The sequence below is a fragment of the Brachybacterium sp. GCM10030252 genome, assembly GCF_042666535.1.
Lineage (GTDB): Bacteria > Actinomycetota > Actinomycetes > Actinomycetales > Dermabacteraceae > Brachybacterium.
On record NZ_JBHTDM010000009.1, the window covers coordinates 275419 to 289251 of the forward strand.

Here is a 13833-nt window from a genome sequence, read left to right on the forward strand (position 1 = left end):
GAGAGCCGTCAGAACGGCGGCGGTTCGTCGTCCTCCGGCCGGGGCGGCGGCGGGGGTGTGGGGTCGGCGCGTTTGCCGAGGAATCTGCGTTCGCGTTCGCGGCGCTTCTCGGTGATTCGTTCGGTCTCGGAGCGTTGGGCGTCTTGTTCTTGGGCCCGGGTGGCCTGGTCCTGGATGCGTTCGTGGTGGTTCCAGGCGGTGGTGAGGGCGGCGACGAGGTGTGGGGTGGCGAGGTCGGTCTCTTCGCGGGTGCGGGCGCGGGCGGCGAGGTCGATGCTCCACCGGGTCTCCAGCGGCCCGCCGCTACTGCCGTGGAACGGATCGGCGCGGTCGTGCCCCTTGGCAGTATTGCTGTCGTCGTTTTCGGAGCCAGCGGCACGACCGGTACCACTGAAGCCCCCGGGGCCCCTGGGGTCGGGTGCCGGATTTCCCGGGCCGCCATCATTACCGGGCATGCTGCCGCCGCTGGGCGCGCGGGTGTTTCCGGTGTCGCGTTCGGGGTCTATTCGGCCGCTGGTTTTCAACTGGTGGTGGCGCCAACATAATCGGTGGAGATTGACGAGGGCGGTGAGGCCGCCGGCTTCGGGGTGGTGGTGGTTGAATTCTTGGATGTGGTCGTTCTCGGCGCTGAGAGCGGTGGCTTTCCGGCACCCTGGGGCGGCGCACACGGGGTGGCGCAGCCGCAGCTGCTGACACATCTGCGCGCTGGGTTTGTAGGTGGTGGCGGCGGTGGGCAGGAACGCTCCGGTGGCGGGGTCGGTGAGGATCCGATGCCAGGTCGCATCCTCGTTCGCTGCCAGCACTCGTGCTTGTTCGGCGGGGATCGGGGTCTGGCCCTCGATCAGCCCGGGCGCGTTCGAAGCACCCAGGAGGGTGAGGGCGGGGACGGTGACGTTGAGGGTGAACTGCTGGCCGCGTTCTTGGACGGGGTCGATGCTCAGCATCGAGTGGGTCAGCACCGCGTACCGCAGCTCGGCGAGGGATTTGGCGCGGCCGCGTTCGCGGAGGTCTTCGTCGATGTCGAACGGCAGTGGGCCTTCTTGGCCGTCGCGGAGGGCTTGGCGCTGTGCTTGTTGGACGGTGAGGGCGGAGGTGTCGATGCGGTGCATGAGCGCGATGATCTCGGGGATGGGCCCGGTGATCAGCATGGTCGCCGTCCCGCACCGCTCGTCATCGATCTCCACCGCCACCTGGCGTTTGGTCTCGGGTAGTTCAGGGAGGGCGTCGGCGGTGAGGAGGTCGATGAGGTATCTCAGGCGGCGGTCGAACTGGTCGCGGGAGATGTTCGCCAGATCCCACGAGGAGACATGGGTATCGACGATGTGGATCTTCTCGTCGTTCAGGGCCGCGGTTTTGCGTAGCAGGTGGCGGTGCCAGTCCTCAGGGAGGTCCCCGGCGTTGAGGAACGCGAACACGGCGGGGAGCTGGTCGATCGCGCGGTGGGCGTGGCGGATCATGGTCTCGGCGCGGCTGGTGGAGCAGCGCATCGCAGTGGCGAGTTTCAACGCGACCAGGTCGGAGTCCTCCACGGATCCTGCCGCCTCGTCGTCGGCGGTGAAGAACTCACAGATCCGCTCGAGCTGGCGGGCGTAGGCGGTGGCCTGGGCACGGAGGGCGGCATGGATCGCCTGCACTCGATCGGCCTGCTCACTGCCGGGCTCGGCTTCGGCGGCCTCGAGGATCCTCTCCTCAGTCAAGGGCTTGCGGGCTCGCAGGGGCGGCACTGTCGGCATCTCCGCCTCGGGCTCGTGCTCCGGCGCAGTGTCCGCAGGGCCGGACGCGTCATCGGGGCAGGCATCGTCGGCCGGATCGGGAGCTTCACCGGAGCCAGGAGCGTCATCCGAGCCATGGCCTTCGCCCGTGCCGGGAGGAGCGGTCGCCTCGCGGGCATCCGCGGAGTCAGCGGCGCCCGTGCCCGGGAGGGGTCGCCAGCGTGGTCGCGTTGTAGTTCTTCCTCGCCCACGACCAGACCCCCTCCCTTTCCCTGACAGTGCCGCACCCCCGGAAATATCCGGCCCCTGCGACTGTCCCCAGTTTATCGACTCGAACACCAATCCGAAAGAGATTCGCGAGATCCGGAGAGATTTGTGGATGAGTGACCACTGTGGAGGAACGGCGAGGCGTCGAATGTGGACGAATGGCCACTGTGGAGGAACGATGGCGGCGTCGAATGTGGACGAATTGCCACTGTGGAGGAATGGTGGTTTACGTCCACGCGATTTACCACATCTGAGCGGCGTCAACAGTATGGGTGTGGAAAACCTGTCATTGTGGAGGAAAGGCACATCGGGTCGCCGTGAGCACCGGCTCGGACGGCCCACGAGCACCGCCCCGGGCGTCGTCACCGGCACTGAGTCGCACACCGCCCCAGACACACATCGGCACCTGCCGATGCGCTCGCAGGGAGCGCACCGTCAGGTGCCGATGGGGCACGAACGTGGTGTGGGGCTGCACGGGGCAAGGGGCCCGCCGGACCGTTGGCCCGTCGCCCCGCCGGCCCGCTGGCCCGGCGACCCGCCGCTGGCTCAGCCGGCCAGGGCCACGCGCCGCGCTCCGGCGTACTCGCCGGTCGGGTCGTACTCGGTCAGCGACATCTGCTCCACGCTGCGCGAGGCGTTGGGCGCCTGCATGATCATGTCCTCGCCCAGGTAGAGGGCGACGTGGCGGATCGAGTCGCCGCCCGGCTCGGTCGCGAAGAACACCAGGTCGCCGCGCTGGAGGTCCTCGCGCTCGACCGGCTCGAGACCGGAGTTGTTCATCTGGGCACCGGCATCGCGGTTGATGGTGATCCCGTGGTGGTGGAACAGCGTGTAGGTGTAGCCGGAGCAGTCGAACCCGTAGGCGCTCACGCCCGCCCACAGGTATCGCAGCCCCAGGAACCGCTCACCGGTGGCGACGATGTCCTCCACGGTGGGCAGCGGCGGCTGCTCGCCGTGCTCGCGGACCACCACGTCGTCGGCCGGCAGATACGCCGCCCGGGCGCCGGGAACCGCGACCTTGACCGCCTTCCCGGTACGGCCGAGCACCGGCAGGATCGTGTCGAAGGAGACCGGGATGCTCGGATGGTTGCCCGACGGGGTCCCCGTCAGCGTGCTGGTCAGCGCCGTGACGGTCGCCGTCGGCGCGGAGCCGGCGCGGGCGGCGAAGTCGCCGTCGGCCACCAGATGGATGGTGGGCACCCAGCCGGGGTAGCCGCGCGGGTCGCGCGGGGTGGGCTGCGCGGTCACCACGATCTTCGCCCAGTCGCCGTCGATCTCGTCGACGATCACCTCGCTGCCGAGCACGGCCTGGGACTCGAGCTCGCCGGTCAGCCAGCGCCGGGTCTCGGTGTCCTGCATGTTCGCGTTCCAGGCATCCAGGTCGACGGGGTTGGTCAGCGAGGGGTCGTCGATCCCGGGACGGTTCGTGCGCGGATCCACCCACAGGGTGGTGGCCGTGACGGCGACATGGGCGAGGCCGCCCGGAGAGAGGCCCTCACCAGGGGCGGGGAGCCCCGCGGGGGCGGCGTCGGCGGGAGCGGCGACGGCGGCGGGCGCGACGGAGGCCAGCCCTGCGACGGCGAGACCGGCGGTACCGGTCGCGGCGAGACGCAGACCATCGCGGCGGGTGAGACGGACAGCGGGGGAGTGCGTGGACATCAGGTTCTCCTTCGAGGTGTCCCCGGCAGGGCGAGGACGGCAGATGGTGGGTCCAGGGTGCGACGGGTGGGCGCGGTCGGGCGCGACACCCGGCATGGGCACGGTGCTCACGTATCACCCCCGTCCTCATCGGCCCGCAGCCGCTGGAGGCCGAGGCCGGGACCGCCGGTCAGGCGCAGCCAGCCGCCGCTCTGGGTGAAGCCGCCGGCGGGGGCTTCGGAGGCGAACCAGAAGGGCGGATCCAGGTCGATCATCGTGATCGCCGGGTGCGCGATCGCGACGTGCGCCGCCGCAGTGATCGAGATGCGCGGCTCCATCATCGCGCCGATCATGCACTCGATGCCGGCCGCCTGGGCGACGTCGGCGATGGCGAGGGCCTGCGGGATGCCGCCGGTCTTGGCCAGCTTGATGTTCAGCAGGTCCGCGGCGCCGGCCTCGACGAGCCGGTGGGCGTCCTCGACGGACCACACGGACTCATCGGCCATGATCGGCAGCTCGACTGCCGCGGCCACCCGTGCCATGCCCTCCACGTTGGCGGCCGCCACGGGCTGCTCGACCAGGTCGATCGGCAGAGCGTCGATCTCGAAGCCGGTGATGATGTCGATGGCCTGCTCGGGGCTCCAGCCCTGATTGGCATCCAGTCGCAGACGGGCCGAAGGGGCCGCCGCGATGACCGCAGCCAGCCGGCGTCGGTCCTCATCGATGTCGTGGCCGAGCTTGATCTTGAGGATCTCCTCGCCGCCGGCCACCGCGGCGCGAGCCCGCTCGGCCATCACCTCGGGCTCCTCGAGCGAGACGGTCATGTCGTTCATCAGCCCGTCGTCGGCGCGGCCGCCGAGCAGCTCCACCAGGGTAGAGCCGGCCGCGCGGGCCCAGGCGTCGTGCAGGGCCACGTCGCACGCCGCCCGGGCACTGGTGCCGCCTTCGAGGGCTCCGGCGATCCGGGCCGACAGCTCCGCGACGGTGCCCCGGGCCCCCTCCAGCGCCTGCCGGAGGGGGCCGGAGAGGGCCTCGGCGATGGACTCGGCCGATTCGCCGGTGACGGCGACGGTTTCCGCCGCGGAGCCCTGGCCGACGATGCCCTCGGACAGCTCGACCTCGGCGACGACGTACTCGACGGCCTCGGTGCGGCGGGCGGCGGTGACGAAGGGACGGCGCAGAGGAGCCCGGTGGCGATGCTGACGCACCGCGAGGATGTGGAGCTCGCGTTCTCGGGGATCGGGTGCGGTGCTCACAGTGCCGACATCACCTGGGCCGCGGCGAGACCGATGAAGGTGCCCGCGAACGATCCGATCAGTGCGTAGAGGATGCCGACGGGGACCAGCTGCCGGTTGAAGGCGCTGGCGACCACGGGCGCCGAGGCGATCCCGCCGATGTTCGCCGTCGAGGCCACCGCCAGCGAGAACAGCTCGGTCTTGGTCAGCTTCGCGTAGACCACCATGATCACGGCGTGGATGGCGAGCACCAGCAGGCCGATCAGCAGGTACAGCGGCGCCTGGGTGAGGGCCGAGAAGTCCGAGCCGGAGGCGATCTGGCCGATCACCACGAACAGCATCAGCGTCGCGACCTCCTGGGTGCCCGCGGTCTTCCCCAGTGGGGTGACGGCGACGATCAGGCCCAGGACGGAGACGATGAGGATCGTCCAGGTGGTGCCGGTGACCACGTCGCCCCATTCGGGCAGCAGGCCGCCGATCCAGGTCACGACGGTCGAGACCAGGATCGAGCCGAAGATCGTGATGGCCAGCGAGACCACGGTGACCGGCCGCTTCTCCTCCTCCAGCACGCCCATGTGGGAGTCGAGGTGGGAGGTGTCGGCCTTGGTCCACCGGTTGAACCGCGGCGAGGCGGCGACCGAGGCGAACATGATCATCAGCCACAGCGAGTACATGATCGTGTCGGTGATCAGGGCGTAGCCGAAGATGCTCTCCGGCGCCTGCAGGATGTCCTGGATCGCGACCATGTTGGCGCTGCCGCCGGTCCACGAGCCCAGCAGAGCACCGAGCGCCTTCCACGACTCCTCGTGCAGCGCCGCCTGGAAGACCAGGAAGACGAGGACCATCGCCAGGAACAGCGAGGCCGCGGCCACGAAGTAGGTCAGCAGCAGCTTCGGGCCGAGCCGGATGATCTTGCGCAGGTCGCAGCCGAAGAGGAACAGGAAGATCATCGCCGGCAGCAGGACGTCCTTGACCTGGGCGATGGGCCCCCGGGTGGCGTCGTCCTGGCCGAAGACGCCGAGGGAGTTGAGGGTCGCGCACAGCAGGTACATCAGCACCATGCCGGGCACGAAGCGGAAGGACTTCCAGCCGGTGGTGCGTTCGAGCACGATCAGCACGCCGGAGAGTCCGAGCAGGACGCCGAGCATGAGTAGGCCGTCGGTGATCACGAGAAGGGTCCTCTTCGTCGGGGGCGGTCGGGGGTCGGGACCGGATTCGGGGACAAAAAAATCGGAAGCACCAGCGAGCGCCGCCTCTTCCGAGGCGCGTTCACGGTGCTTCCGACGGGATCCGGTTCGGTGAGGTTCCGGGCGGACGGTGAGTTATGCGGTGATGCCGGCCGACAGATCGCGGTACTTCGCAGCGGCGTTGCGCACGGACGTGGCGAGCGCCCTCTGCGAGGACCCGTGGTACCTGTCGGTGATCGACTCCACCAGGGCGTCATCCTCGAGCAGCGAACGGCCCACCAGCAGCTCACGCACGAACTCGACGGTGAGAGTCAGCGTGGCGGTGCAGTCCGCAGCCCGGATGACGTGCGTCTCAGTATCGACGATGAGGCCGATGAAGAACAATCCCCACTGCGACGTGATCGGATTGTTGCTCGGCGCCTTGGCCTCGCCGGTCAGGTAGATCGTGGTCCCCATGGGGCGAAGCTTATGCCGGTCACATCGGCAGGCGCACGTAGCTGGTCTCGAGATATTCGGCCAGACCCTCGTGGGAGCCCTCGCGGCCGAGCCCGGATTCCTTGATGCCGCCGAAGGGGGCGGCGGGATCCGAGGAGACGCCGACGTTGACCGCGACCATTCCGGCCTCGATGCGCTGGGCGGCATCGGTGACCTCGGCGAGGTCGGAGCCGGCGACGTAGCTCATCAGCCCGAACTCGGTGTCGTTGGCGGCGGCGACCATCTCGTCGATGTCGTCCATGACGATGATCGGGGCGACGGGCCCGAAGATCTCCTCGTGGTTGACGCGGGCGTCGGCCGGGACGTCGCCGAGCACGGTGGGGGCGTAGAAGTAGCCCTCGCGATCGAGCCGCTGCCCGCCGGTGAGGACCTTCGCGCCGCGGTCGACGGCGTCGGCCACCAGCTCCTCGACCTTCTGGACGGCGTCCTCGTTGATCAGCGGGCCGAGCGTGGTGCTGTCCTCGGCGCCGGGGCCGGTGACGAGGTTCTCGGCCTCCTCGACGAGGCGGCGGGTGAATTCCTCGGCGACGGTGGAGTGGACGTAGAACCGGTTCGCGGCGGTGCAGGCCTCGCCGTTGTTGCGGAACTTCGCGGGCATCGCCGCGGTGATCGCGGTCTCGATGTCCGCCGAGGGCAGCACGAGGAACGGCGCGTTGCCGCCGAGCTCCATGGACGCCTTCAGCACGTGCTCGGAGGCCTGGCTGAGCAGGGTGCGGCCGACGGCGGTGGACCCGGTGAACGAGATCTTCCGCAGCCGCGGATCGGACATCAGGGTGGAGCTGAGGCCCTTGGAGTCCGAGGTGACCACGCAGTTCACCACACCCGCGGGGACCCCGGCCTGCGCCAGGATCTCCATGAACAGCAGGGAGGTCAGCGGCGTCATCTGGGCGGGCTTGTGCACCACGGTGCAGCCGGCCGCCAGCGCCGGGGCGATCTTGCGGGTCGCCATCGACAGCGGGAAGTTCCACGGGGTGATGAGGAAGGCGGGGCCGACGGGCCGGGACACGGTGAGGATCGCGTGCTTCGCCGACGGAGCCGGGCGGAACTCGCCGGGCGGGCGCACGCCCTCCTCGCTGAACCAGCGCAGGAACTCCGCGCCGTAGGTGACCTCGCCGTAGGCCTCCTTCAGCGGCTTGCCCATCTCGAGGGTCATCGCCAGGGCGAGGTCATCGGCCCGCTCGTGGCACAGCTCGTAGGCGCGGCGCAGGATCTCCGAGCGCTCGCGCGGGGTGGTCGCCGCCCAGTCGCTCTGCGCGGCGACGGCGGCGTCGAGCGCCTGGGGGCCGACGGTCGTGGCATCGGCGTCGGCCACCTGGGTCAGCGGCCGGCCGGTCGCGGGGTCGATGACGTCCAGGTCCCCGGCGGCGGCGAGGAACCGGCCGTCGATATAGGAGCTGCGGGGCACGCGGTCCATCAGCTCCGCGATGCGGGCCTCGGTGATGGTGGGCAGATCGCTCATCGTGGTCATCTCCTTCGTCGTCTGCTGGCGGGGCTCAGCGGGGGATCGTCAGGGCGAGAGCGTCGACCGCTCGGATCAGGCCGAGGTGGCTGAAGGCCTGGGGGAAGTTGCCGGCCATGCGCTGCGCGGTGCCGTCGTACTCCTCGGCCATCAGGTGGAGGTCGTTGGCGCAGGCCAGGATGCGGTCCATGAGCTGGACGGCGTCGGCGCGACGGCCGGAGCCGGCGTACTGCTCGACGAGCCAGAAGCAGCACACCAGGAACGGGTGCTCGTCCCCGGGCAGCCCGTCCTGGCCCTTGGTGAGGTAGCGCAGGATCAGTCCGTCCTCGGTGAGCAGGTCGCGCTCGATCCGTTCGACGGTGGCGAGCATGTGCGGATCGTCCGGCGGCAGGAAGCCGGTGTGGGGGATCTGCAGGAGAGAGGCGTCGACCTCGGCGGACCCGTAGGTCTGGGTGAAGGCGCCGTCCTCGCCGACGCCGCGGGTGAGGATCTCCTCGCGCACCTGCTCGCGCAGGTGCTTCCAGCGGGCGAGGTCCTCGTCCGGGGCGGGCAGGCCGTAGGTCTCGACCGCATCGATCGCCCGGTCGAAGGTCGCCCAGATCATCACGCGGCCGTGGGTGAAGTAGGCGGGCTCGCCGCGCATCTCCCAGATCCCGTGGTCGGGCTCGTCGATCCGGTCCACGGCGTAGCGGACCAGGGCCTTCTGCAGCGGCCACGACCAGGCGGACTCCTCCAGCCCGGCCTCGCGCATCGCCGACAGCGCGATCATCACCTCGCCGACCACGTCGGCCTGGTACTGGCCGGCGGCCCCGTTGCCGATGCGCACCGGCACCGAGTCCTCGTAGCCGGGGAGGTGGGGGAGCTCGCGTTCGGCCAGGTTCCGGTCCCCGGTGATGGAGTACATGATCTGGAGGCGCTCGGGGTCGCCGGCGATGGCCCGCAGCAGCCAGTCGCGCCAGGTGGCGGCGGCATCGATGTGACCGTGGGCCAGCAGCGCCTCGAGGGACAGGGCCGCGTCGCGCAGCCAGCAGAACCGGTAGTCCCAGTTGCGCACCCCGCCGAAGTCCTCGGGCAGGCTCGTGGTCGCCGCGGCGATGATCCCGCCGGTGCGGCGGTGGGTGAGGGCCCGCAGCACCAGCAGGGAGTGGGCGACGGGTTCGGCGTATTCGTTCTCCACCCGGACCTGCCCCAGCCAGCCGGCCCATTCGGCGGTGGTGCGGGCCAGAGCCGCGCGGACGTTCGGGGCGGCGGGCACCTGCTGCCAGGAGGGGAACCAGGTGAGCACCCAGGAGGCGCTCTCGCCCGAGGCCAGCCGGTGGCTGCCGCGGTGGACACGGCCGTGCGCGCTCAGCGCCGGCCCGTGCAGGGCGACGCCGTCCCCGCCGGCGACGGCGATCAGCACGCTCTCGCCCTTCTCGTCCTGGCCGCGGCGCACCCACGGCACGGCCTGGCCGTACTCGAAGCGGATCTTCAGCTCCTGGACCACCTCGACGGTGCCCTCGGTGCAGGTGACGCTGCGGATCAGGTCCGCGTGATCCTCCACGTCGCCGCGCAGGGAGGTCGCCGTGCCGGCGGCGGAGCTCGAGGCGGAGCTGGGGGTGGAGGGCCGGTCGGCGGCGTCGGAATCACTGCCGTCCGCGCCGTCTCCGCTGTCCGCGGCGGGATCGTCCGACGGGTCGGCGAGGTCGATCGGGAGGAACTCCGTGACCGTCGCGGTGCCGGTGGGGGAGCGCCACACCGTCTCCAGCACCATCGTCGAGGGCAGGTAGCGGCGGGAGAGGACCTCCCCGTCGGCGATCCGCAGGGACCAGTGGCCGTGGGACTCGTCGCCGAGCAGCGAGGTGAACATCGCGTCGGCGTCGAAGCGCGGCATGCACAGCCAGTCGATGTCCCCCTCCCGCGTCACGAGCGCCGTGGTGCGCTGGTCGGAGAGGAGGGCGTGCTCTTCGATGCGTGGGGCCGTCATGAGATCAGTCCACCATCTCCGGCTCCGCCGCGCCGACGAACTCGGCAAGATGCTGCGACAGGGCCAGGCGGCTGGGCTCGTGGCAGTACATCATGTGCCCGGCCTCGTAGTACTCGATGCGGATCCGCTCGGCGTAGTCCTCGCGCGGGATGGCGAGCTGGGCCAGGACGTGCTCGCTGGCATGGAACGGGGTCGCGGCGTCGTGGTAGCCGTGGGAGACCAGCACCCGGGTGTGCGGGGACTTGCGCAGCAGCCGCGCGAGGTCAGAGGCGACCTCGACGGCACGGCCCTCGAAGTCCTTGTAGCTCCACGGGTGCACGCGGGCGGACATGATCTCGTAGACCACGTCGCTGGTGAAGTCGAGCTCCCGGCGCAGGTACTGGTTGATCGTCGCGGTGTAGGCCGGGGCCAGCTGGTCGATCGAGGGGTCCGTCTCCATCGCGGCGGCGTTGCCGTCCCCGGCGGGAGCGGTGAAGCGCCCGTCGATGCGGCCGGCGACCAGGCCCTGGTCCCGCAGCAGCTCGGCGAGGTACGCCTGGTGCTCCACACGCAGATCCGCGCGCTCGACCCAGTCGGGGTCCACCCCGATCAGGGAGCCGATGCGGGCGGCCGCCTCCAGCTTCTGCTCGGGGGACAGGCGCAGCCCCGCGGCGAGCAGGGCCGGGTACTCCTGCTCGGCGAAGGCCTCGGCCTCGTCGACCACGTCCTGCAGCAGCCGCTCCTCGTGCTTGCCGTGCGCGTGGGCGATGGCGGCGTAGGTGGGCAGGTAGTGCACGTAGGGGCGATCGTTGCCCTCGGTGAAGCGGATGGTGCCGAAGTCCAGCACGGGGGAGATCAGGGCGATGCCCGCGACGGCCACGTAGTAGCGGTCCATCAGGCGGGCGGCCACGGCGGAGGCGCGGGTGGTGCCGTAGGACTCCCCGGCCAGGTAGATCGGGGAGGTCCAGCGCTGGTTGCGGGTGAGCCAGTCGATGACGAAGGAGGCGATCAGGTCGCGGTCCGCGGCCAGTCCGTGGTGGCGGTCGGGCTTCTGGCCGGGGACGGGCCGGGAGTAGCCGGTGGTCATCGCGTCGACCACGACGAGGTCCGCGTGGCGCAGGATCGTCTCGTCGTTGTCCAGCAGTCGGTGCGGCGGGGCGGCCGGGGAGCCGGCGTCGCCGGCGTCCACCCGGCGCGGGCCGAGCAGCCCCAGGTGCAGCCACACCGTCGAGGCACCGGGGCCGCCGTTGAAGGCGAACACCACCGGCCGGGCCGCCTCCGAGCCGCCCGGGGCCGGTGCGCTGGCGACGTAGGAGACCGAGAACAGCTCGGCGTAGGCGGTGGCGCGGCCGTACTCCTCACCTTCGGGCTCCTCCCTCAGCACCACGGTGCCGGCGGTGGCCGTGTAGTCCAGCGGCCCGTCGGCCAGCGCGAGCGAGTGCAGCGTGGTGACCAGATTGTCCTCGGGCACGGGGGTGGCGTCTGCGCCCTTGCCGGCCTCGGGGGCGGGGGTGGTGGACTCGGCGTTCACTCGTGCTCCTTCACGTCGGGGGCGTCGGCCTCGATGCTACGCGGGCCCCGACGACGCCGGCCCGCCGGCCCGAGGAGCATCGGGCAGGCGGGCCGGGATCGGTCCTGCGGAGAGGGAGCTGGGTCTCAGGCCCTCACTCCAGAGGAGCGATGTCCCGAGGTGCCTCGGCACCCTCCTCGTTGTCCCGCACGACGATGCGCAGCGGGTCCACCTTGGTCCAGAGGACGAACGCGATCGCGACCACGATCATGGCCAGGCCCGCCCACAGGTTGGCGTTGACCCCGCCGGTCTTGGCGGCCTCCGCCTCGGTGAAGGCGAACAGACCCATCAGGGTCACGACGATGCCGAAGAGCCCGATCAGGGCGCCGATGAAATTGCGGATGTCGAAGGCCCCGGTGGTCTCGACGTGCGTGCCGTCGGGGACGTCGGCGGTGCTGCTGTCCTTGTGTGCACTCATGAGTGATCTCCTCCGTCCGCGCTCACGCGAAGACGATATTCAGGATGACGACGAGGCCCAGAGCGATCAAGGCCATGGGAACCGGGCGGCGGTAGAAGGCGAGGTTCTTCTCCTCGGGATCGACCAGGTCGGCCTTCGCGGTCTCGGAGTACACCAGGCCCTTCAGCTCGAGGACCGGCTTGGGAGCGGTGAACTGCGTGACCACGACGGAGACGATGATGTCGACCGCGAACGCGGCGAAGGCGCTGACGAAGGCGAGGCCCTGGCCGGGCAGCTCGAAGACGCCGAAGAACGTCGAGGAGCCCCACAGGCCCACGGCCGCCAGGGTGCCGGCGACCAGGCCGGCCCAGCCGGCCGTCGGCGTCATCCGCTTCCAGAACATGCCCAGGATGAACGTCGCGAACAGCGGCGCGTTGAAGAACCCGAACAGAGCCTGCAGGTAGTCCATCAGGTTCGAGAACTGACCGGCGATCAGCGCGGTGAAGATCGCGATGACGCAGGCGGCGGCGGTGGCGACGCGACCCACGAACGTGTAGTGGGCATCCGGCGCGTCCTTCTTCACGTACTGCTGGTACAGGTCGTAGCTGGCGACCGTGTTGAACGCCGAGATGTTCGCGGCCATGCCGGCCATGAACGCGGCCAGCAGGCCCGCGATCGCGACGCCGAGCAGACCGTTGGGCAGCACGTCGCGCATCAGCAGCAGCAGGGCGTCGTTGTAGGTCACGCCCGTGGCGGCGGCCGCCTCGGCGTCTCCGGCCGAGGCGTACTGCTTGAAGTCGACCATCTCGTTCACCAGCACCGCGGTGATCATGCCGGGGATGATGACGATGAAGGGGATGAACATCTTGGGGAAGGCGCCGATGATCGGCGTCATCCGGGCGGCGGTGAGGTCCTTGGAGGCCATGGCCCGCTGGACCTCGACGAAGTTCGTGGTCCAGTAGCCGAAGGACTGCACGAAGCCCAGGCCCAGCACGATGCCGACCACCGACAGCACCGGGCTGTCGAAGCCGGAGAGCTGCTCGCCCGGCCACGTGTGCAGCTGCTCGGAGCCGAGCATGCCGTCACCGGCGACGCGCTCGGTCAGGCCCTGCCAGCCGCCCACGCGGTGCAGACCGATCAGCGTCAGCGGCAGCAGGGCCGCGACGATCACGAAGAACTGGAGCACCTCGTTGTAGATGGCGGCGGAGAGGCCGCCGACGGTGATGTAGAACAGCACGAACGCCGCGGCGAGCACGAGGCCCACCCAGATCGGCCAGCCCAGCAGGCGGTTGACGATCGTGGCCAGCAGCGAGAGGTTCACGCCGGCGATCAGCAGCTGGGCGACGGCGAAGCTGAGGGAGTTGACCAGGTGGGCGCCGGTGCCGAAACGCATGCGCATGAACTCGGGGACCGAGCGCACCTTGGAGCCGTAGTAGAAGGGCATCATCACGACGCCCAGGAACAGCATCGCCGGGATCGCGCCGACCCAGAAGTAGTGCATCGTCGGCAGGCCGTACTGGGCGCCCGTGGCGGACATGCCCATGATCTCGACGGCGCCGAGGTTGGCGGAGATGAAGGCGAGACCGGTGACCCAGGCGGGCAGGGAGCGACCGGAGAGGAAGAACTCGATCGAGTTCGAGACGCCGCGCTTGGCGTACCAACCGACGCCGAGGACGAACGCGAAGTACAACGCGATGATCGCGTAGTCGATCCACTGTGCATCCAGGCGGATGTCGACCATGAGGAATCCTTGGAACGTGGGAAAAGAGGGGCCGCCGCCGGCGTGGACCCGAGGAGGGAGGCGCACCGGCGGAGGGCAGCTCGTGCTGACGGCCGGTCACGCTACCACCGAGTAGGAGCGGGATAACCGAAACGTTTCGGTGATCAGCGCGGGTGTGCGCCAGACGCGTCGGACGTCACAGATCCAT

General features: G+C 70.0%; 10 protein-coding genes. All 10 read right to left on the reverse strand.

Going from position 1 to position 13833, the window contains the following annotated elements:
- Positions 1-8: 8 nt before the first annotated feature.
- Positions 9-1733, reverse strand: coding sequence for a DUF222 domain-containing protein (locus ACFQRJ_RS09895; RefSeq protein ID WP_377018867.1), 1725 nt, complete (start codon positions 1731-1733; stop codon positions 9-11).
- 792 nt (positions 1734-2525) lie between these two features.
- Positions 2526-3638, reverse strand: a complete 1113-nt coding sequence (locus ACFQRJ_RS09900) for an NlpC/P60 family protein (RefSeq protein WP_377018868.1) — start codon at positions 3636-3638, stop codon at positions 2526-2528.
- Between the two features lie 107 nt (positions 3639-3745).
- Entirely contained in the window at positions 3746-4873 is a 1128-nt protein-coding gene (locus tag ACFQRJ_RS09905; protein ID WP_377018869.1) for a dipeptide epimerase, read from the reverse strand.
- Entirely contained in the window at positions 4870-6021 is a 1152-nt protein-coding gene (locus ACFQRJ_RS09910) for a DUF819 domain-containing protein (RefSeq protein ID WP_377018870.1), read from the reverse strand. Before ACFQRJ_RS09910 ends, ACFQRJ_RS09905 begins: the two co-directional genes overlap by 4 nt.
- A 153-nt stretch (positions 6022-6174) precedes the next feature.
- Positions 6175-6495, reverse strand: a complete 321-nt coding sequence (locus ACFQRJ_RS09915) for a DUF3870 domain-containing protein (RefSeq protein ID WP_377018871.1) — start codon at positions 6493-6495, stop codon at positions 6175-6177.
- A 19-nt stretch (positions 6496-6514) separates the two neighbouring features.
- Entirely contained in the window at positions 6515-7993 is a 1479-nt protein-coding gene (locus ACFQRJ_RS09920; protein ID WP_377018872.1) for an NAD-dependent succinate-semialdehyde dehydrogenase, read from the reverse strand.
- 34 nt (positions 7994-8027) lie between these two features.
- Complete coding sequence (locus tag ACFQRJ_RS09925) at positions 8028-9959, reverse strand: glycoside hydrolase family 15 protein (RefSeq protein ID WP_377018873.1); 1932 nt, start codon at positions 9957-9959, stop codon at positions 8028-8030.
- Between the two features lie 4 nt (positions 9960-9963).
- A complete protein-coding gene (locus ACFQRJ_RS09930; protein WP_377018874.1) occupies positions 9964-11469 on the reverse strand; it encodes a S10 family peptidase in 1506 nt (501 codons plus the stop codon).
- Between the two features lie 133 nt (positions 11470-11602).
- Positions 11603-11926 (reverse strand): hypothetical protein, encoded by a 324-nt coding sequence (locus tag ACFQRJ_RS09935; RefSeq protein WP_377018875.1) that lies wholly within the window; start codon positions 11924-11926, stop codon positions 11603-11605.
- A gap of 22 nt (positions 11927-11948) precedes the next feature.
- The gene (locus ACFQRJ_RS09940; RefSeq protein WP_377018876.1) at positions 11949-13646 is read right to left on the reverse strand and encodes a sodium:solute symporter family protein; all 1698 of its coding nucleotides are present in this window, start codon (positions 13644-13646) and stop codon (positions 11949-11951) included.
- Between the last annotated feature and the right edge of the window lie 187 nt (positions 13647-13833).